Raw genomic sequence first — 20,000 nt, forward strand, 5'->3', positions numbered from 1 at the left:
GCTGGCAAGCCAGCTCCCACAGTGGATGTGTGCTGTTCACAAAACCCTGTGGGAGTCACTTGCTCGCAAGGCCATGAGCCTGTCGGTGTTTGTGAGGGCCTCATCGCTGGCAAGCCAGCTCCCACAGTGGATGTGTGCTGTTCACAAAACCCTGTGGGAGCTGGCTTGCCAGCGATGGAAGCGTCGCGATCTTCTGTTTCAACGCCGCAGATAAGAGCCGAAATCAATATCCCCGGCACTCAGGATCGCCTGCACTCGATTGTGCACGTTGAGCTTGCGCAGGATTGCCGAGACATGGGCCTTGACCGTGGTTTCGGCAATTTCCAGGGTGTAGGCGATCTGCTTGTTCGACTCGCCCTTGGTCATCCGTTCCAGCACTTGCAGTTGCTTGCGGGTCAGGGCTTGCAGCAGTTCGGGCGGGAACGCCGGGGTGTCGTTCATCCGCCGGTGGGTGCTGCTTTTGGCAGTGCGGATGATGTCTGGAGGCAAGTAGACATTGCCATTGAGAATTTGCTGGATGGCGTCGGTCATCTGGGCACGCGGTGACGACTTGGTGATGAAACCCACCGCCCCATAAGTGATGGCTTGCAGGACAATCTGCTTGTCCTGCTCGGCGGAAACGATCACCACTGGAATGGTCGGTGCTTCGTTACGCAGGTTGATCAGGCCATTGAGCCCATGCATGCCGGGCATGTTCAAATCGAGCAGAATCAGGTCCAGGTCGTCATGTTCCTGGGTCAGGGCCAAGGCGCTGTCCAGGTCAGCGGTTTCCATCACTTCGCTGCCGGCAAAACCGTCGCTGATGACGTTGTGAATGGCTTCGCGAAACAGCGGGTGATCGTCGGCAATCAGGATTTTGTACATGGCCTTTCACCTCATTATTTTGATTATGGTGTGGCAATAACACGCAGGCGTAAAGCTCAGGGAAAGGGCTCCGGGCGGGCAGGCGACACTGGCAGACTGGCCGCTTGCCAGGCGTCCAGGCCATCGCGATACCAATACAACGTCTTATAGCCCATGGCGCCCGCACGCTTGACCGCGTTCCAGCTCAACCAGCAGTCAGAGCGGCAATAGAAGACCAGCGGTTGCGTCGGGTCGCCGGCGGTCAGCTTTTTCAGGTGGGCGGCGAAATAATCCTGCCATTGCGGCGTCAGTTCACCGTCGCCGGTATTGGCCAGCCAATGGCTGCCGGGCAGGTTTTCGTGGGGCGTGTCTTCGATGAACCGGCCTTGCAGCCATTGCCGCCGGTAGACGTCGATCAGCAGCGGGCGCGGCTGTTGTTCAAGCAACAATTGCAGGGCAGGGGTGTCGACGATGGTGGCGCCTGGTAACTGGGTCGGCGTCGGGCTTCGATACAGGTCGATGCGATAGCCGTCGGCAGAGAACAGTCGGGTATCGGCCTGCGCGACACCCAGTACGAGGCTCAGCGACAGGGCGGCGAGGCAAGGGCGCAGCAGACAGCGTCGGACACGCGGCATGGGATTGAGTCCTTATAGTTATGGCCTCATTACATGCCAGTCGGGGGACGTTGGGAATGCGACGATAGACAGGGAAACCAGTACTAAAGTAGTAATTTCCCCTGTTGAAGCTCAATTGTGGGAGCGATGTGCTGTCACCCGGCCTTGCGCAAGGCTGCATGCTGCGGGTTGAAGGTCAGTACGGCGAACAACGCAAACAGCAGCGTCAGACCCATGCACACCGCCAGCGCCAGTGGATTGAACCGTTCATACAGGGCGAACCGTACCAGCTCCACGGCATGGCTGAACGGATTCACCGCACACAGCCAATACAGCCATTCGCTGGCCTCGCGCATTTTCCACAGCGGGTACAGCGCCGACGACAGGAAAAACATCGGGAAAATCACGAAATTCATCACCCCGGCAAAGTTTTCCAACTGACGGATCGCGTTCGACAGCAACAGCCCCAGCGCGCTGAGCATCAGCGCCACCAGCAGCAGGGCCGGTAGCGCCAGCAACAGCCCCATAGCTGGTGGTCGCACGCCGTACACCCAGGCAATCGCCAGGAACGCATACACCTGCAACAGCGAAATCAGTGAAGTGGCCAGCAGCTTGCTGCACAGCAGAAAGGTACGCGGCAAAGGGCTGGTCAACAGCACGCGCATACTGCCCATTTCACGGTCGTAGACCATCGACAATGAGCCCTGCATGCCGTTGAACAGCAGGATCATGCAGGCCAGGCCGGGAATGATGTAGACCTCGTACGGAATGTAAGTGTCGTAGGGTTCGATGATCGCGATCCCCAATGCAGCACGAAAGCCTGCCGCGAACACCAGCAACCACAGCAATGGCCGCACCAGGGCGCTGAGAAATCGCGTGCGTTGCAGCACAAAGCGTAGCCATTCGCGCCAAACGATACCGCTGAAGCATTGCCAATAAGCTGTCATTGCCTGGCTCCTGAAGTCGTCAGTCGGGTGAAGGCCGAGCCGAGGTCGCCGCCGTGTTCCAGGCTCAGTGCGTTGGCCTGCCCACTGGCCACCAGCCGGCCTTGATGCAGGATCAACAAGTCATCGCTGGGTTGCACTTCGTCGAGCAGGTGGGTGGTCCAGACCACACTGATGCGCTCTTCGCGACACAGACTGCGCAGGTGCTGGTTGAGCGCCAGGCGACTTGCCGGGTCGAGCCCGACACTGGCTTCGTCCAGCAACAACAGGCGCGGCTGGTGGAGCAGGGCGCGGGCAATTTCCACCCGGCGACGATGACCACCGTTGAGTTCGCGTACGCGTTCTCGGCGGCGTTCGGTGAGGGACTGACGGGCCAGCTCGGCGTCGACGCGAAGGTCGGTCTGGCGCCGGGACAGACCGTGCAACGCTGCGTGATAACGCAGGTTTTGCTCGACGCTGAGGTCCAGGTCGAGGGTACTTTGCTGGAACACCACGCCCAACTGCCTGAGTGCCGGGCGTGCCGCGCTGCGCAATGAACAGCCACCGACGAGGATCTCGCCGTGTTGCAGATCATAGAGCCGGGTCAGCAGGGCAATCAGGGTCGACTTGCCGGCGCCATTGGGTCCCAGCAGCGCGGCGAAACGCCCGGGCCCCAGGCTGAAACTCACTTTGCCCAAGGCCTCCCGGGCGCCATAGGCAAAGCTCAGGTCAATGACTTCAAGGGCGTTCATGGCGTCACCACCACGCCCCAGGGATAGCGCCCGACCTTCACCGATTTGCTGACCTTGAGACTGTCGACATCGATCACCGAGACATCGCCGCTGACGCCATTGGTGGCCAGTAACTGTTTCTGATCCGGTGTGAACGCCATCTGCCAGACTCGCCGACCCACCAGCAGGTAATCGAGGATCTCGAAAGTCTTGGCATCGATCACCGCCACATGATTGGCCGGGCCGAGTGCGACGAAGCCGTACTTGCCGTCGGCGCTGAGTTTGACGCCGACCGGCTGGACCTTGTCCGGGTGCACACCCTTGATCTGGAAGTTCAGGGTCTTGAGCACGTTGCGGCTGGCTACATCGAGAATGGTCACGGTGCCGCCGATTTCCGCCGAAGCCCACAACTGAGCGCCGTCCGGGGAAAACTCAACGAAACGCGGTCGTTGATCCACCAGGGTGCTGTCGGCCAGCGTCTGGGTGCTGGTGTCGATCCAGTGCAGCATGTTGGTGGTTTCGCTGGTGTTCACTGCCCATTTGCCGTCAGGGCTGACGGCCATGCCTTCGGGTTCGACACCGACGTTGATCTGACCGAGCACCTTGGAGGTCTCGGTGTCGATCACGGTGACCAGTGCATCGTCTTCGTTGGAGACATACAGCCAGCGGTTGTTGGGGTGCAGGGCAAATTGTTCGGGATCCTTGCCCGAGGGCAATTCCTTGATGATCTTGCGCGTCGCCACATCCATCACCTGAACGCGGTCCGAGTCACTGGCGCAGATGTACAACAGCTTATTGTCATGGGACAGCAGCAGGCCGCGAGGGCGCTGGCCGACCGGCAGGGTCTCGGTGACTTGCAGGGTCTGCATGTCGATCAGGCTCAGGTTGTTGTCCTTTTCGTTGGAGACCCAGGCCGTACTGGCAGCGGCATGGCCGGCGGCGAAGAGCAGGGCGCATGAAAGCAGGGTGCGGCGCATGGCAGATTCCTTGTTGTTGTGGTTATCGGATCACGGAAAGCGGCAAGTAACCTCAGGCTTGTCGTAGCCCAGGCTGTCCATTTCGTTGAACGGGTGCAGAAAGCCGTCCTGGGGAGAAGTGCTGACCAGCGCCCGGGGCTGGACAATCGGAATCGGCTGGCGCAACTGGCCGTTCCAGGGCCGGTAACTGAGCTTGCGACCCTTGAAACCGTCGAGGGGCAATTGGTCGCTAATTTGCAGCGTACGGATCGCCATCGGCTCGGTCTGGCGCAACTTGCTCACGGCGCTTGCGATGCTGCGCACGGCCATCCAGGCGGCAAAATCGCGGTTATTCATCCAGCGCCCGCTCAGGGCTTCGAAGCGTTTTTGCAATTGGGCGGCGCCGTAGGTTTCCACGGTCTTGTGCCAGCCCACCGGGGTCAGGCCCTGGGTGCCGGCGACCGGGCGCGGGTACCAGGTCTGGTAGGGCACGTATTCGCCGAAGTCGCCACGCTCATCAGCCACCAGTACTACGTCGTATTCGGCAGTTTGGGTGAACAGCGGCATATCGGCCTGGGCGCTGCGGCGCTGGTCGTTATCGAAGCTCCAGGGTTTTTCCGCCACCCATTGCAGGCCGAAGCGCTTGGCTGCGCGGCGCAGGGCGGCGGCATAGGCTTGATCGTCCGGCGTCGGGCCGACAATCAGCAGCGCCCGTTGCCATTTACGCAGCACCAGAAACTGCACCAGTGCATCGGCGAGCATCGCCCGGCTCGGCAAGGTGTGCAGCACGTTGGGCAGGCAATCGGTGGTGCGCAGGCTGTCATCGGCACTGCCGGCGTTGAACAGCAGACTGTCGGGCAGTGCCGCACTCAACTGGCGCAGGCTGGCCGCGGGGGCATTGACCACGAACAGGCGCAGGCCTTGTTCATGTTGCGTCTTGGCCGCATCGAGCAAAGCTTCGGGGCTGTCGACGCTGGCGCTGACCAGGCTGTAGCCGTGGTTGAGAAAGCGCCCGGTGCTGTTGCTGTCGGTGATCGCCAGTTCGGCGCCGCGCAGCCCGGCATCGGTGGGTTCGGGGATGACGTTCGACAGCAACGGACCCGGATCGGGGCGGTAACCCAGGTAGCCGATTCGCACCTGCAGGGGCGCATCGGCGGCCTGGCTTCGGGTGGCCAGGCCGGCGGCGCAAACAATCGCCAGCAGGTAGATCAGGGCGTAAGGGGCAAGCTGGCGCATAAGGTTCTCCATGACCGTTAGCGCCAGCATAGGAAGCCTGTGGTGCCGTGAAAATATGCAGAAAGTACCGGTGGCGTCCATCCAGCGCCTTACTACCAAGGAAGTAGGCGGCGACCACCAAAGCAGCATGGGGTGAGTGCGGCGCCGTTTCTAAGATGGCTGCCATAGCCTCAGCCAAGAGGTTCTGCGTGCAATCCAGAGGGCATAACAATGACAACAAAACGCAACGCCTTGCTCATCACCGGACTGTTGGCCGGTCTTATCGGCGCGGGCTCCGCCTGGGCCCACGGCAATGTGGTGCCACAGGCCGTCGCCACCCAGGGCCTGACCCCGATCAAGGATGCGGGGGTGCAACTCGATGCTGATGGCTGGGCCGCGGTGAACCCGTATCGCGCCGCGCCGGAACACGACAAGGCGGTGGAGATCGGTGCGTCTGCCTACAACCAGAACTGCGCGGCCTGTCACGGCCTGGAAGCCAAGTCCGGTGGCATCGCCCCGGACTTGCGCATGCTGGATGTCGGCGAGGCGGGCGATGAATGGTTCGTCGAGCGTGTGCGCCATGGCGCGGTACGTGACGGTCGAGTGTACATGCCGAAAATGGCGGATTACCTGAGTCAGGAAGCCCTGTGGGCCGTACGCACTTATCTGGATACCGTGCGCGTCGAGGAGTGACCCATGCGTCTGCTGGCGGTGTTGGTCTGCGCGCTGTCGCTGTGTTTGCAGGTGGTGCACGCGCAGGTACGCAACTACGACGAAATGATCGCCGCCGGTGAGTTGAAGGTGGCGGTCTACAAGGACTTTGCCCCCTACAGCTTTGAGCGTAACGGGCAGCCTCGCGGCGTCGATGTCGAGCTCGCCGAAGCGTTGGCCAAGGCGCTCGGCGTGCGCCTGACGCTGATCTGGGCGCCGGCCGGGGAAAAGCTCGACGACGACCTGCGCGATTACATCTGGCGTGCCAGTGCCTTGCACAACCAGCAACTGGCCGACCTGATGATGCGCGTGCCCTACGACCATGACTACGCGCAGAAGCGCAACGAGCTCGGTGAGCTGGTCAACGGCCAAGTGGTGATGTTCGGTCCGTACCAGACCGAACAATGGCAGGTGGCCTATGACCGCCGACGGCTGGACAAGGTGGCCAGCGTCGCGGTGTTCGAGCAGCACCCGATCGGCGTTGAAGTCGACAGCGTGCCGTCGTTCTACCTGACCTCGGTATTCAACGGCATGCTCGCCGGCAAGACCCATCACTATCCGGGTGTGCCCCAGGCATTTGCCGCGATGAAGGCCGGTGAGGTCGACGCGGTGATGGCCATGCGCGGCGAAATCGACTGGCAGGTGCATGAAGCAGCCGACCCACAAGTAGCACTGGCCGAGAACGCCTACCCGAACATGGGCAAACAGCTGTGGGAAATCGGCATGGCGGTGCATGAAAGCAACCGGCAATTGGCTTATGCCGTGGAAGAGGCCCTGGAAGGCCTGATCCGTGACGGCACGCTGAAGACCCTCTACGGTCATTACGGCCTGCGGTACGACGTGCCCGAGATGTATCAATAGGAGCAGGCGATGAAATGGCGAGGGAGTTGTCTGTTGGCCTGCTGGCTGAGCCTGGCCCCGCACGCGCACGCTATCGATCCCGGTAAGGACCCGGTGCCTTCAGTGATGTGGGCGTTCTATCACCAGCAATTGCTCGGCAATGCGCCGTTCGTTTTTGATGAACGGGTCAAGTTGCTCGCACCGCCGTTTGCCGAAGACGCCCGGCAGGTGCCGCTGGAAATCGACGCTCGGGCGTTCAAGGGCGATGTGGTGAGAATCCTCGCCTGGGCAGAGTTGAACCCGCTGCCGAAAATCGTCGACTTCCAGCCGCTGGGTTCGGTTTTACCCTGGCTGTCATTGCGCATTCGCATTGAGCAGGCAACGCCCTTGCGCGCAGCGGTGTTGACCCGCGACGGCGTGTGGCATGTCGGTTCAGCCCTGATCGACGCGGCGGGTGGCGGCTGCACCGCGCCAAGTGTGGTGCGCACTCAACCGGGCTGGGAGGAGCACATCGGCGAAGTGCTCGGCGGGCGCTATCCCCGGGACGGGTTCAGCCGCTTGCGTATGCAGATAGCCCACCCGATGGACAACGGCATGGTCAGCGGCATTCCGGAATTTTTCATCAACCATGCCGAGTTGCGCGACCACAACGAGCAAGTGCTGGCCCGGCTGGAGCTGTTTCCTGCCGTCAGTGAAAATCCCAGCCTGGCGTTCGATATCGAGGGGGCAGGGCAAACGCGGCTGTTGCTGCGGGACAACAGCGGCAATGAGTTCGATGCGTCGATCCCCTGACCCCAAGGAGCGTGGCATGCGCTGGATCCTGATGATGGTGTTAAGCGTCAGCCTGCCGGTCATGGCCGACCTGGAATACGTGCTCAAGCCCCGGCAGATCGCCGAGGACACCTGGCTGCTGGAGGGCAGTACCGACAATTTCGCCAAGACCAACGGCGGCAACATCGTCAATACCGCGTTCATCGTCACCGAGCGCGGCGTGGTGGTTATCGACACCGGCCCGTCGAAGCGCTACGGCGAAGCGATGCGCAAGGCGATTGCCAGCACCACTGATAAACCGGTGATCGAGGTCTTGCTGACCCATCACCACCCGGACCATGTGCTGGGCAATCAGGCCTTCAGTGACGTGCCGATCGGCGCTTTGGCCGGCACCACCGAGCTGTTGCATCGGCAAGGCGATGCCATGGCCGAGAACATGTACCGGATGGTCGGCGACTGGATGCGCGGTACCGAAGTGGTATTGCCGACGCTGACGCTGACCCCTGGTGTGAAAAGTTTTGGGAATCATGATCTGCGCTTGCTGAGCCTGGGTGGGCATACGGGCGCGGATCTGGCTATTCTCGACCAGCGAACCGGTGTGCTGTTTGCCGGGGACCTGGTGTTTTATCAGCGGGCATTGACCACGCCCAACAGTCCCGGGCTGTCGGTATGGCTGGCGGACATCGCCGCCCTCCAGGGTTTGCCCTGGACACACGTCGTGCCGGGCCATGGACCGGTGGCGAGCGATCGACAACCCTTCGAGCAAATGCGCGATTACCTGAACTGGCTCGATCAGCTCATGCGCGACGGTGCCGCCAATGGCCACGACATGGCGGAGATGATCCGCAGCCCCATCCCTGAACGCTTCGCCGGGATCAACCTGAGCCGTTATGAACTGATCCGCAGCGTCAGCCATCTGTACCCGCGCTACGAGCGCGCACAAATGCCCCGTGTCGATTCCGCCGCGAATAACAGGCAATGATCGTTCCCACGCTCCCGCGTGGGAATGCCTCAAGGGACGCTCCGCGTTCCAGCTTTCGAAAAGGGGCGCGGAGCGTCCCGGGCTGCATTCCCACGCAGAGCGTGGGAACGATCAGTCAGCACTCATCTCCTCCGAACCTGTACCAAGGAACTAGAAATCTCCACATTGCGGCCAATTGTGGCCAGGGCGGCGGCGCCCAAGAATCTGCACCAGACCGGGAAAATTTCCCGGGCATAACAAAAATCCGCAGAGGAAGCCGTCATGACCCAACCCGCACGTCGCCAGCCCTTCGTCTTGAGCCTGTTGCTCAGTGCCATGCTGTTGTCCGGCCAGGCCTTGGCCGGGGTTTCCGACCAGGACATTCTCCAGGACCCAAAGAACCCGGAGCAGGTCGTGACCAACGGCCTGGGCGTTCAGGGGCAGCGCTACAGCCCGCTGGATATTCTCAACGTCGACAACGTCAAGGAGCTGCGGCCGGCCTGGGCGTTCTCCTTCGGCGGAGAAAAACAGCGTGGCCAGCAAGCGCAGCCGATGGTCAAGGACGGCGTGATGTACCTGACCGGCTCCTACTCGCGGGTGTTCGCCGTGGATGCACGCACCGGCAAAAAACTCTGGCAATACGATGCACGCCTGCCCGATGACATCCGCCCTTGCTGTGACGTGATCAACCGTGGCGTTGCGCTGTACGGCGATCTGGTGATTTTCGGCACCCTCGATGCCAAACTCGTGGCGTTGAACAAGGACACCGGCAAGGTGGTCTGGAGCAAGAAAGTCGCCGACCACAAGGAAGGGTATTCGATCAGTGCCGCGCCGCTAGTGATCAATGGCAAGCTGATTACCGGCGTGGCCGGCGGCGAGTTCGGCGTTGTGGGCAAGATCGAAGCCTACGATCCGAAAAACGGTCAGTTGTTGTGGTCGCGGCCAACGGTCGAAGGCCACATGGGCTACGTCTACAAGGACGGCAAAGCGGTGGAGAACGGCATCTCTGGCGGCGAGGCGGGCAAAACCTGGCCTGGCGACCTCTGGAAAACCGGCGGTGCCGCCCCCTGGCTCGGCGGTTATTACGACCCGGAAACCAACTTGCTGCTGTTCGGCACCGGTAACCCGGCGCCGTGGAACTCGCACCTGCGCCCTGGCGACAACCTCTACTCTTCATCGCGCCTGGCGCTCAACCCGGACGACGGCACCATCAAGTGGCACTTCCAGAGCACGCCCCACGACGGTTGGGACTACGACGGCGTGAACGAGCTGGTGTCGTTCAACTACAGCGAAGGCGGCAAGGAGATCAAGGCAGCGGCCACGGCCGACCGAAACGGTTTCTTCTACGTGCTCGACCGCACCAACGGCAAATTCATCCGTGGCTTCCCGTTCGTGGACAAGATCACCTGGGCCACCGGCCTGGATAAGGACGGCCGGCCGATCTACAACGAAGCCAGCCGTCCCGGCGCCCCGGGTTCCGAAGCCAAGGGCAGCTCGGTGTTCGTTGCGCCGGCGTTCCTCGGTGCGAAAAACTGGATGCCGATGGCTTATAACAGAGACACCGGACTGTTCTATGTGCCGTCCAACGAATGGGGTATGGACATCTGGAACGAAGGCATCGCCTACAAAAAAGGCGCGGCGTTCCTCGGCGCGGGTTTCACCATCAAGCCATTGAACGAGGACTACATCGGCGTGCTGCGCGCCATCGACCCGAAAACCGGCAAGGAAGTCTGGCGTCACAAGAACTACGCGCCGCTGTGGGGCGGCGTGCTGACCACCAAGGGCAACCTGGTGTTCACCGGCACGCCTGAAGGTTTCCTGCAGGCGTTCAACGCCAAGACCGGCGAAAAGGTCTGGGAATTCCAGACCGGTTCCGGCGTACTCGGCTCGCCCGTGACCTGGGAAATGGACGGCGAACAATACGTCTCGGTGCTGTCCGGCTGGGGCGGCGCGGTGCCGTTGTGGGGCGGCGAAGTGGCCAAGCGCGTGAAGGACTTCAACCAGGGCGGCATGCTCTGGACGTTCAAGTTGCCCAAAGACCTGGTCGCCAAGCACTGATCGCTGCAATTGATCGTTCCCACGCTCTGCGTGGGAAAGCAGCCCGGGACGCTCTGCGTCCCAAAAGCCGAACGCGGAGCGTCCGTTGAGGCATTCCCACGCGGAGCGTGGGAACGATCACCTACTACCAAATAACGAGAGTCCCTCCTGCCAACGATGCATTCGTCTGGCACTCGGGGCTCTCTAGTATCGGCTCATCGTCTGTCAGTACGACAGGCATCGACCCAGACAGAGGCCCACCATGATCTACGCACAACCCGGAACCCCAGGCGCCGTCATTACCTTCAAACCGCGCTACGGCAATTTCATCGGCGGCGAGTTCGTCGCGCCGATCAATGGCGAATACTTCACCAACACCTCGCCGGTCAACGGTGAAGTGATCGCCGAGTTCCCGCGTTCCAGCGCCGCCGACATCGAAAAAGCCCTCGACGCCGCCCATGCTGCTGCTGATGCCTGGGGCAAGACCTCGGCCCAGGACCGTTCCCTGGTATTGCTGAAAATCGCCGACCGCATCGAACAGAACCTCGAGGTCCTGGCCGTCACCGAAACCTGGGACAACGGCAAGGCCGTGCGCGAAACTTTGAACGCCGACGTGCCGCTGGCGGCCGACCACTTCCGCTACTTCGCCGGCTGCATTCGCGCCCAGGAAGGCGGGGCGGCGGAAATCAACGAACTGACCACGGCCTATCACTTCCACGAACCGCTGGGCGTGGTCGGGCAGATCATTCCGTGGAACTTTCCGCTGCTGATGGCCGCCTGGAAACTTGCCCCGGCACTGGCCGCCGGCAACTGCATCGTGCTCAAGCCTGCCGAACAGACGCCGCTGTCGATCATGGTCTTCGCTGAGCTGATCGCTGACCTGCTGCCAGCGGGCGTGCTGAACATCGTCCAGGGTTTCGGGCGCGAAGCGGGCGAAGCGCTGGCCACCAGCAAGCGCATCGCCAAGATCGCCTTCACCGGCTCGACCCCGGTGGGCGCGCACATCATGCATTGCGCCGCCGAGAACATCATCCCGTCCACCGTCGAACTGGGCGGCAAGTCGCCGAACATTTTCTTCGAAGACATCATGAACGCCGAGCCGGCGTTCATCGAAAAAGCTGCCGAAGGCCTGGTGTTGGCATTCTTCAACCAGGGCGAGGTTTGCACCTGCCCGTCCCGGGCGCTGGTGCAGGAATCGATCTACGAGCCGTTCATGGCCGAAGTGATGAAGAAGATCGTCAAGATCAAGCGCGGCAACCCGCTGGACACCGAGACCATGGTCGGCGCCCAGGCGTCCGAGCAGCAATACGACAAGATTCTCTCGTACCTGACCATTGCCCAGGAGGAGGGCGCTGAATTGCTCACCGGCGGTGCGGCCGAGCGTCTGGAGGGCGACCTGTCCAGCGGTTACTACATCCAGCCGACCCTGCTCAAGGGCCACAACAAGATGCGCGTGTTCCAGGAAGAAATCTTCGGCCCGGTGGTGGGCGTGACGACCTTCAAGGATGAAGCCGAGGCCCTGGCGATTGCCAACGACAGTGAGTTCGGCCTCGGCGCCGGCCTGTGGACCCGCGACATCAACCGCGCCTATCGCATGGGGCGGGCGATCAAGGCCGGTCGGGTGTGGACCAACTGCTACCACCTGTACCCGGCGCACGCCGCGTTCGGTGGCTACAAGAAGTCCGGCGTCGGTCGCGAGAACCACAAGATGATGCTCGATCACTATCAGCAGACCAAAAACCTGCTGGTGAGCTACGACATCAATCCGCTGGGTTTCTTCTGATCCCACACGAAACCGTGTAACGGCCAAATCGCGGGCAAGCCTTGCTCCTACAGGATCGGACACTACCTGTAGGAGCAAGGCTTGCCCGCGATTTGGCCGTCTCTGACACCCCGCGCACCCCCTACCAAATCACCCCGCCAACTCCTTCGAAAGTAGCATTCGGGCACTCAACGCCCCATGCATTAATGGCTCTACCGGAATCACCCGGCACAAGAAGAGGAATGACCCATGTGGACTAAACCCGCGTTTACCGATCTGCGCATTGGCTTCGAAGTGACGATGTATTTCGCCAACCGTTGATTGACCACCCGGCCAGCCGCTGTGTTGGCCGGGCCTGCCTTCCGGAGCATCCGCCATGCATATCCGCGTTCTTGGTTCCGCCGCTGGCGGAGGTTTCCCGCAGTGGAACTGCAACTGCCGCCAGTGCGCCGGTGTGCGCGATGGCAGCTTGCGGGCGCAGCGTCGTACGCAGTCGTCGATTGCCTTGAGTGACGACGGTGTGGAGTGGGTACTGTGCAATGCGTCACCGGACATCCGCGCGCAACTCGAGAGTTTTGCCCCGATGCAACCGGCGCGGCGCCTGCGTGACAGCGCCATCGCCGGCATCGTCCTGCTGGACAGCCAGATCGACCATTGCACCGGTTTGCTCAGCCTGCGCGAAGGCTGCCCGCATGACGTGTGGTGCACCGAGCGCGTGCATCGGGACCTGAGCAGCGGTTTCCCGTTGTTCACCATGCTTGAGCACTGGAACGGCGGTTTGCACTGGCAACCGCTGAGCCTCGATCGCCAGCCGTTCCATATTCCGGCCTGCGGGCATTTGCGATTTCACGCGATACCGCTGGTGAGCAACGCGCCGCCGTATTCGCCCAATCGCGGCAACCCGCAACCAGGCGACACCATTGGCCTGTTCATCGAAGATGTGCGCAGCGGCGCCTCGTTGTTCTATGCGCCGGGCCTTGGCCAGATTGACGATGAAGTCCTGGGCTGGATGCAACGTGCCGATTGCCTGCTGCTGGACGGCACCCTGTGGCGCGACGACGAGATGCTTATCTGCGAAGTTGGCCAGAGCCTGGGCAGCGACATGGGGCACCTCCCGCAAAGCGGCCCCGGCGGGATGCTGGAGTTGCTGGAGGGTTTCAACCGCCAGCGCAAGGTGCTGATCCACATCAACAACACTAACCCGATCCTTGATGAAGACTCGGCCGAGCGGGCTTTGCTGGAGCGGCGGGGGATTGAAGTGGCTTATGACGGCATGAGTATTGAGCTGTAGCGAAGGACGCCTTCGCGGGCAAGCCCGCTCCCACAGGTTTTGTGGACACTGCCGAACCCTGTGGCAGCGGGCTTGCCCGCGAAGAGGCCGGAACAGACACCGAAGATTCCCGGAGACCCGCAATGACCGACACACCCATGTCCCCCAGCGAGTTCGAAGCCGCCCTGCGTGCCAAGGGCGCCTACTACCACATCCACCATCCATTTCATCAAGCCATGTACGCCGGCCGCGCCAGCCGCGAGCAGATCCAGGGTTGGGTCGCCAATCGTTTCTATTATCAGGTCAACATCCCGCTCAAAGACGCCGCGATTCTCGCCAATTGCCCGGACCGCGACGTGCGTCGGGAATGGCTGCAACGGATTCTCGACCACGATGGCGTTCCCGGCAGCGAGGGCGGTATCGAAGCCTGGTTGCGTCTTGGCGAAGCGGTAGGTTTGGATCGCAAGCAAATCCTGTCCCAGGAATTGGTGCTGCCTGGCGTGCGTTTTGCGGTGGACGCCTACGTCAATTTCGCCCGTCGCGCCTGTTGGCAGGAAGCGGCCAGCAGTTCATTGACCGAGTTGTTCGCGCCACAGATCCATCAATCGCGGCTCGACGCCTGGCCGACCCATTACCCGTGGATCGACACCGCCGGCTATGACTATTTCCGCACGCGCTTGAGCCAGGCCAGACGCGATGTCGAACACGGGTTGCGCATCACGTTGACGCATTACGTGACCGCCGAGGGGCAGCAGCGGATGCTGCAGATCCTGCAATTCAAGCTCGACGTGCTGTGGAGCATGCTCGATGCCATGAGCATGGCCTACGAGCTCGAACGCCCGCCGTATCACACGGTCACCGACGATAAGGTCTGGCACCGGGGGATCGCGTTGTGAACCTGATCAACCGTCAGCAGTCACCCGCCCTGCGTCGGGGTTTTCGCCTGCAATGGGAGCCCCGACAGGACTGCCACGTGCTGCTTTATCCCGAAGGCATGATCAAGCTCAACGCCAGTGCCGGGCAGATTCTCAACCTGGTGGATGGTCAACGTAGCGTGGCGGCGATCATCGAACAACTGAGTGCGAACTTCCCCGGCGTACCCGGAATCGACGAAGACGTGCTGGCGTTTCTGGAGGTGGCCCATGCGCAGTTCTGGATCGAATGAGGCGCTTCCAGGACCGCCCTTGTGGCTGCTCGCCGAACTGACCTATCGCTGCCCGCTGCAATGTCCTTATTGCTCCAACCCACTGGATTTTGCCCGGCACGGCGAGGAGCTGAGCACGCAAGAATGGATTCGTGTGTTCCGCGAAGCGCGGGACATGGGCGCCGCGCAATTGGGCTTTTCCGGCGGTGAACCCTTGGTGCGCCAGGACCTCGCTGAACTGATCAAGGCCGCCCGGGACATGGGCTACTACACCAACCTGATCACCTCCGGTATCGGCCTGACCGAGCAGAAAATTCGCGACTTCAAGATCGCCGGGCTGGATCACATCCAGATCAGCTTCCAGGCGGCCGACGAAACGGTGAACAACATGCTCGCCGGCTCGCACAAGGCCTTTGCCCAGAAGCTCGCCATGGCCCGTGCGGTGAAAGCCCAGGGCTATCCGATGGTGCTGAACTTCGTCACCCATCGGCACAACATCGACCGGATCGCGCAGATCATCGAGCTGTGCCTGGAGCTGGAGGCGGACTTTGTCGAATTGGCCACCTGCCAGTTCTACGGCTGGGCGGAACTCAACCGCGTCGGCCTGCTGCCCACCCGCGAGCAATTGCAGCGCGCCGAGCGCATCACTAACCAATACCGTGAACGCCTTGAAGCCCAGGGCCACCCGTGCAAGCTGATTTTCGTCACCCCGGACTATTACGAAGAACGTCCCAAAACCTGCATGAACGGCTGGGCCAACCTGTTTCTCGACATCACCCCGGATGGCACGGCCTTGCCCTGTCACAGCGCCCGACAATTGCCGGTAGCGTTTCCCAACGTGCGCGAACACAGCATCGCGCACATCTGGAACGACTCCTTCGGTTTCAATCGTTTTCGCGGCGATGACTGGATGAAAGAGCCGTGCCGCTCCTGCGATGAAAAGCACAAGGACCTGGGCGGCTGCCGTTGCCAAGCCTTCATGCTGACCGGCGATGCGAGCAATGCCGACCCGGTGTGCAGCAAGTCGCCGCATCACGGGGTGATTCTCAAGGCCCGCGAAGAAGCCGAAACGTCGGGGGTGGGGATCGAGCACCTGACGTTGCGCAATGCGAAAGCTTCACAGCTGATCTACCGCGGCTAGCCTGGCGAGCGTCATGCTGTTCACATAAGGACAAACACCCGCGGCGAGGGAGCTTGTCGGATCGCCGCACCAGCAGTCCCTTTTAGGGCCGCTTCGCGCCCCAGCGGGAGCAAGCTCCCTCGCCACAAGGGTGCGAACGTTCTTTTAGGTGAACAGCATGACCCTACAGGGGTGCGGCGGTGAGTCCGGATGGGCTACCCATTGGTCTGATTGCATTCGCAGCTGGATGGTTTAGTGTGGTTTGTACTTTCCAAAACAATAAAAACAGGCTTTCAAATGAGCCAGAGTCTCAACCAGCTGCGTAAATTCGTTTCGCCTGAAATCATCTTCGGTGCCGGCAGTCGGCATAGTGTCGGTAACTACGCCAAGACCTTTGGTGCGCGCAAGGTGCTGGTGGTCAGTGATCCCGGTGTAATTGCCGCCGGCTGGGTTGCCGATGTCGAAGCCAGCCTGCAAGCGCTGGGCATCGAATACTGCCTTTACAGTGACGTCTCACCCAACCCACGGGTCGAAGAAGTCATGCTCGGCGCCGAAATGTACCGGGAAAACCACTGCGACGTGATCGTTGCCGTCGGAGGTGGCAGCCCGATGGACTGCGGTAAAGGCATCGGCATTGTGGTTGCCCATGGCCGCAGCATTCTCGAGTTCGAGGGCGTCGACACCATTCGCGTGCCCAGCCCGCCGCTGATCCTGATTCCGACCACCGCCGGCACGTCGGCGGACGTCTCGCAATTCGTGATCATTTCCAACCAGCAGGAACGCATGAAGTTTTCCATCGTCAGCAAAGCCGTGGTGCCAGACGTTTCGCTGATCGACCCGGAAACCACCCTGAGCATGGACCCGTTCCTGTCGGCCTGTACTGGTATCGACGCGTTGGTGCATGCCATCGAAGCCTTCGTGTCCACCGGCCATGGGCCGCTGACCGATCCGCATGCGCTGGAGGCCATGCGTCTGATCAATGGCAACCTGGTGCAGATGATCGCCAACCCGGGCGACATCGCATTGCGCGAGAAAATCATGCTGGGCAGCATGCAGGCCGGGCTGGCGTTCTCCAACGCCATCCTCGGTGCGGTGCATGCGATGTCCCACAGCCTCGGCGGCTTTCTCGATCTGCCCCATGGCCTGTGCAACGCGGTGCTGGTCGAGCATGTAGTGGCGTTCAATTACAACTCGGCGCCGGACCGTTTCAAGGTGATCGCCGAAACCCTGGGCATCGATTGCCGCGGCTTGAATCACCGGCAGATCTGTGGGCGTCTGGTCGAACACCTGATCGCCCTCAAACATGCCATCGGCTTTCACGAAACCCTCGGTTTGCATGGGGTCAGGACTTCGGACATTCCGTTCCTGTCACAGCATGCGATGGACGATCCCTGCATCCTGACCAACCCTCGCGAGTCCAGCCAGCGTGATGTCGAGGTTGTCTATGGCGAAGCCCTCTGACGAGCAGCAACGGGCGCTGGCCGGATTGCTCGGGCTGGGCAGCCATTCAGCGCGCAAGAGCCACTACCCGGAACTCGCCGCGCGTCTGGACGAGCTGGAGGCGGAGCGTAATCGCTACAAATGGCTGTTCGAAAACGCCGTCCACGGGATCTTCCAGGCCAGCCTGCAAGATGGCATGCGCGCCGCCAACCCGGCCTTGGCGCGCATGCTCGGCTACCAGAACCCACAGGAAGTGCTGTTTTCCCTGAGCGATCTGGCCAGTACCCTGTTCGTTGACGGCGCGCAGGAGCTGGAGAACATCGGCGAAATTCTCCGGCACCAAAGCAGTCTGCACGGCTATGAAACCCGGTTGCGGCGCAAGGATGGCAGTCATCTCGATGTCTTGATGAACTTGCTGCTCAAGCCCGGCCAGGAGGGACTGGTGGAGGGCTTTGTCGCTGACATCACCGAGCGCAAGTTGGCCCAGCAACATTTACAGCAACTCAATGACGAATTGGAACGACGGGTCACTGCGCGAACCGATGAGTTGCTCGAAGCCAACCGAAACCTTCAGCAGCAAATCACCCAGCGCAAGCAAATCGCCAAGGCCTTGCGCGACGCCCGCGATGCCGCCGAGGCCGCCAATCACAGCAAGGACAAGTACCTCGCCGCCGCCAGCCACGACCTGTTGCAACCGCTGAATGCTGCGCGGTTGCTGATTTCGACCTTGCGCGAGCGCACATTGCCGGAAGCCGAGCAGGTGCTGGTGGAGCGCACTCACCAGGCCCTGGAAGGGGCCGAGGACCTGCTGACCGATCTGCTCGACATTTCCCGGCTCGATCAGGCGGCGGTGAAACCAGACGTCGCCGCGTATCGCCTCGATGAACTGTTCGGGCCGCTGGTGTCGGAGTTCCAGTCGGTCGCGCAGGCGGCAGGCTTGAACCTGCGAGTGCACCACGTTGATTGCGCCATCAGCACCGATTTGCGCCTGATGACGCGGATCCTGCGAAACTTCCTCAGCAACGCCTGCCGCTACACCGATGAAGGCAGCATTTTGCTGGGCGCTCGGCGCCGCGGCGAAAGGTTGCGCGTGGAGGTTTGGGATACCGGACGCGGCATCGCCGCCGACCGGCTCGATTCGATTTTCCTCGAGTTCAATCAGCTGGACGTCGGCCGTGCTGCTGACCGCAAGGGCGTGGGCCTGGGGCTGGCGATCGTTGAGCGTATCGCCAAGATCCTTGGCTACAAAGTCGATGTGCATTCGGTGCCGGGCCGCGGTTCGATGTTCAGCATCGAGGTGCCGCTGTCCGATGAAGTTCCGTTACCGGTGAGTCAGGCAGTGCCTCTGCCTGGCACTGGCAACCCGTTGCCGGGACGCCGTCTGCTGGTGCTGGACAATGAAGTGAGTATTCTCCAAAGCATGAGCGCACTGCTCGGGCAGTGGGGCTGTGATGTGGTGATCGCCACCGATGAAGCGTCGGCGCTGGCGGCGTTGCAGGGGCGGGCGCCGGAATTGATTCTGGCGGACTATCACCTCGATCACGGTGTCGTGGGCTGTGATGTGGTGCGACATTTGCGCGAACATTTCCAGCACAACATTGCGGCGGTGATCATCACGGCAGACCGCACCGACCATTGTCGGCGGGCATTGCAGCGACTCAACGCACCGTTGCTGAACAAACCGGTGAAGCCCGGCAAGTTGCGGGCGGTATTGAGTCAGCTATTGGGCTAGTGCTACTGGAGCGCTCGATATTGCAGGCTGAAAGCCAATTGCACGGTTTGACCTTGCTCCAGCAAGCGTAACCCCGGCCTACCGGGCAGATGATGTGCGTTGACGGGATGGCTGACCGGTTCGATACAGAAAAAGTCCAGGCCGACGGGGCAGTACAGCAGGTAATAACTGCTGTCGGTGGCCTGGCATTCCAGCTCATAACCGAGGTCCGGTTGCTGGATCAGGCAGCGACCATCCCATTCGCAGAAGCCATTGTCGACCAGGGTTTCGGGCAACGCGTTGAGTTGCTGGAAGTCCCATTGTGCGGGTACTGAGCCCAAGTGGGTCGGCAATTTCGTCGAATCGCAGAACCACACCTGGCGAGCCGGCGCCAGCAACCGGGTGTTGGCGGTGCGCGGCAGATACGGATGCAGCCCAAGACCATGCCAGACGGCTTGTTCGGCCTGATGCGTCACGCTCAGTTCAATGCTCAGCTTGCCATCGTCCAGATGGAAGCGCTGACGGGCGCAGTAGGCAAAAGGGCAGGCGCTGTCGAGTTGCAGGACCACTTCATTGGCGGTTGACGAAACCACCTGCCACGGTTGCTGCCAGGCACTGCCATGAATCGGCAGCGGATCGGTGAGGCTGTTGGGTGTCAGGGCGAGCCAGCCATCGGGGCAGTTGAAACCGCCTTCGGAAATTCGGTTGGACCACGGCACCAGAGGAAAACAGCCCAGTTTGCCGGGCAAGCCGGTATTGAGGGCGTGAGCGTCGGCGTGGCGCAACAACGGTTGACCCGTGCTGCGCACCGTCCAATTTACAATGCTGCCGCCCAGTTCAGGGGCGAGGGTGAGGCGGGTGAACGGGTCTTCGAGTTCGAGCAGGGTTGGCGACATGGTAACCAGCTGTAGAAATGTTGGAGGGGCCAAGAGTGACATCCTCTGTAGAAGC

At 61.5% G+C, this 20,000-nt stretch carries 20 protein-coding genes; 13 read left to right on the forward strand and 7 right to left on the reverse strand.

What is annotated here, in order from left to right; genetic code table 11:
- Positions 1–198 precede the first annotated feature (198 nt).
- The 6 genes from D8V06_RS01640 to D8V06_RS01665 form a co-directional block, all read right to left on the reverse strand.
- On the reverse strand, positions 199–864 hold the full coding sequence (locus D8V06_RS01640; RefSeq protein WP_056852902.1) for a response regulator transcription factor: 666 nt from the start codon (positions 862–864) through the stop codon (positions 199–201).
- A 56-nt stretch (positions 865–920) separates the two neighbouring features.
- Entirely contained in the window at positions 921–1,478 is a 558-nt protein-coding gene (locus D8V06_RS01645; protein ID WP_130904751.1) for a PQQ-dependent catabolism-associated CXXCW motif protein, read from the reverse strand.
- A 134-nt stretch (positions 1,479–1,612) separates the two neighbouring features.
- Complete coding sequence (locus D8V06_RS01650) at positions 1,613–2,404, reverse strand: ABC transporter permease (RefSeq protein WP_130930315.1); 792 nt, start codon at positions 2,402–2,404, stop codon at positions 1,613–1,615.
- Entirely contained in the window at positions 2,401–3,132 is a 732-nt protein-coding gene (locus D8V06_RS01655; protein ID WP_130930316.1) for an ATP-binding cassette domain-containing protein, read from the reverse strand. The genes D8V06_RS01650 and D8V06_RS01655 overlap by 4 nt, the downstream gene beginning before the upstream one ends.
- Positions 3,129–4,088 carry a YVTN family beta-propeller repeat protein gene (locus D8V06_RS01660; protein WP_056852898.1) on the reverse strand — a complete coding sequence of 320 codons (960 nt, stop codon included), beginning with the start codon at positions 4,086–4,088 and terminating at the stop codon, positions 3,129–3,131. The genes D8V06_RS01655 and D8V06_RS01660 overlap by 4 nt, the downstream gene beginning before the upstream one ends.
- A 30-nt stretch (positions 4,089–4,118) precedes the next feature.
- Entirely contained in the window at positions 4,119–5,303 is a 1,185-nt protein-coding gene (locus tag D8V06_RS01665; RefSeq protein WP_130930317.1) for an ABC transporter substrate-binding protein, read from the reverse strand.
- Positions 5,304–5,513: 210 nt separating this feature from the next.
- Between D8V06_RS01665 and pedF the strand changes: the two genes are divergently transcribed.
- The 13 genes from pedF (at position 5,514) to D8V06_RS01735 (ending at position 19,070) form a co-directional block, all read left to right on the forward strand.
- Positions 5,514–5,975, forward strand: a complete 462-nt coding sequence (gene pedF, locus D8V06_RS01670; RefSeq protein WP_130904755.1) for a cytochrome c-550 PedF — start codon at positions 5,514–5,516, stop codon at positions 5,973–5,975.
- 3 nt (positions 5,976–5,978) lie between these two features.
- The gene (locus D8V06_RS01675) at positions 5,979–6,854 is read left to right on the forward strand and encodes a transporter substrate-binding domain-containing protein (RefSeq protein ID WP_130908657.1); all 876 of its coding nucleotides are present in this window, start codon (positions 5,979–5,981) and stop codon (positions 6,852–6,854) included.
- A 9-nt stretch (positions 6,855–6,863) separates the two neighbouring features.
- On the forward strand, positions 6,864–7,625 hold the full coding sequence (locus D8V06_RS01680; RefSeq protein WP_056852894.1) for a quinoprotein dehydrogenase-associated SoxYZ-like carrier: 762 nt from the start codon (positions 6,864–6,866) through the stop codon (positions 7,623–7,625).
- A gap of 16 nt (positions 7,626–7,641) precedes the next feature.
- Positions 7,642–8,586, forward strand: coding sequence for a quinoprotein relay system zinc metallohydrolase 1 (locus tag D8V06_RS01685; RefSeq protein WP_056852893.1), 945 nt, complete (start codon positions 7,642–7,644; stop codon positions 8,584–8,586).
- Between the two features lie 261 nt (positions 8,587–8,847).
- On the forward strand, positions 8,848–10,623 hold the full coding sequence (locus D8V06_RS01690) for a PQQ-dependent methanol/ethanol family dehydrogenase (protein WP_056852892.1): 1,776 nt from the start codon (positions 8,848–8,850) through the stop codon (positions 10,621–10,623).
- A gap of 241 nt (positions 10,624–10,864) precedes the next feature.
- Positions 10,865–12,385, forward strand: coding sequence for an aldehyde dehydrogenase family protein (locus D8V06_RS01695; protein ID WP_056852891.1), 1,521 nt, complete (start codon positions 10,865–10,867; stop codon positions 12,383–12,385).
- A 228-nt stretch (positions 12,386–12,613) separates the two neighbouring features.
- Positions 12,614–12,685: a pyrroloquinoline quinone precursor peptide PqqA gene (gene pqqA, locus D8V06_RS01700; protein ID WP_003253598.1), complete on the forward strand. Its 72-nt coding sequence runs from the start codon at positions 12,614–12,616 to the stop codon at positions 12,683–12,685.
- 55 nt (positions 12,686–12,740) lie between these two features.
- Complete coding sequence (gene pqqB / locus D8V06_RS01705; RefSeq protein WP_130930318.1) at positions 12,741–13,655, forward strand: pyrroloquinoline quinone biosynthesis protein PqqB; 915 nt, start codon at positions 12,741–12,743, stop codon at positions 13,653–13,655.
- 122 nt (positions 13,656–13,777) lie between these two features.
- Entirely contained in the window at positions 13,778–14,530 is a 753-nt protein-coding gene (gene pqqC, locus D8V06_RS01710; protein WP_130930319.1) for a pyrroloquinoline-quinone synthase PqqC, read from the forward strand.
- Complete coding sequence (gene pqqD / locus D8V06_RS01715) at positions 14,527–14,799, forward strand: pyrroloquinoline quinone biosynthesis peptide chaperone PqqD (RefSeq protein WP_056852888.1); 273 nt, start codon at positions 14,527–14,529, stop codon at positions 14,797–14,799. Before pqqC ends, pqqD begins: the two co-directional genes overlap by 4 nt.
- The gene (gene pqqE, locus D8V06_RS01720; RefSeq protein WP_056852887.1) at positions 14,777–15,919 is read left to right on the forward strand and encodes a pyrroloquinoline quinone biosynthesis protein PqqE; all 1,143 of its coding nucleotides are present in this window, start codon (positions 14,777–14,779) and stop codon (positions 15,917–15,919) included. Before pqqD ends, pqqE begins: the two co-directional genes overlap by 23 nt.
- A 276-nt stretch (positions 15,920–16,195) precedes the next feature.
- Complete coding sequence (gene ercA, locus D8V06_RS01730; RefSeq protein WP_056852886.1) at positions 16,196–17,359, forward strand: alcohol dehydrogenase-like regulatory protein ErcA; 1,164 nt, start codon at positions 16,196–16,198, stop codon at positions 17,357–17,359.
- Entirely contained in the window at positions 17,343–19,070 is a 1,728-nt protein-coding gene (locus tag D8V06_RS01735) for a NahK/ErcS family hybrid sensor histidine kinase/response regulator (RefSeq protein ID WP_056852885.1), read from the forward strand. The genes ercA and D8V06_RS01735 overlap by 17 nt, the downstream gene beginning before the upstream one ends.
- Before the next feature lie 2 nt (positions 19,071–19,072).
- Here D8V06_RS01735 and D8V06_RS01740 read toward each other — a convergent pair whose 3' ends face one another.
- A complete protein-coding gene (locus tag D8V06_RS01740) occupies positions 19,073–19,945 on the reverse strand; it encodes an aldose 1-epimerase (protein WP_130930320.1) in 873 nt (290 codons plus the stop codon).
- Between the last annotated feature and the right edge of the window lie 55 nt (positions 19,946–20,000).

Source organism: Pseudomonas sp. Sample_24 (assembly GCF_004307605.1).
GTDB lineage: Bacteria > Pseudomonadota > Gammaproteobacteria > Pseudomonadales > Pseudomonadaceae > Aquipseudomonas.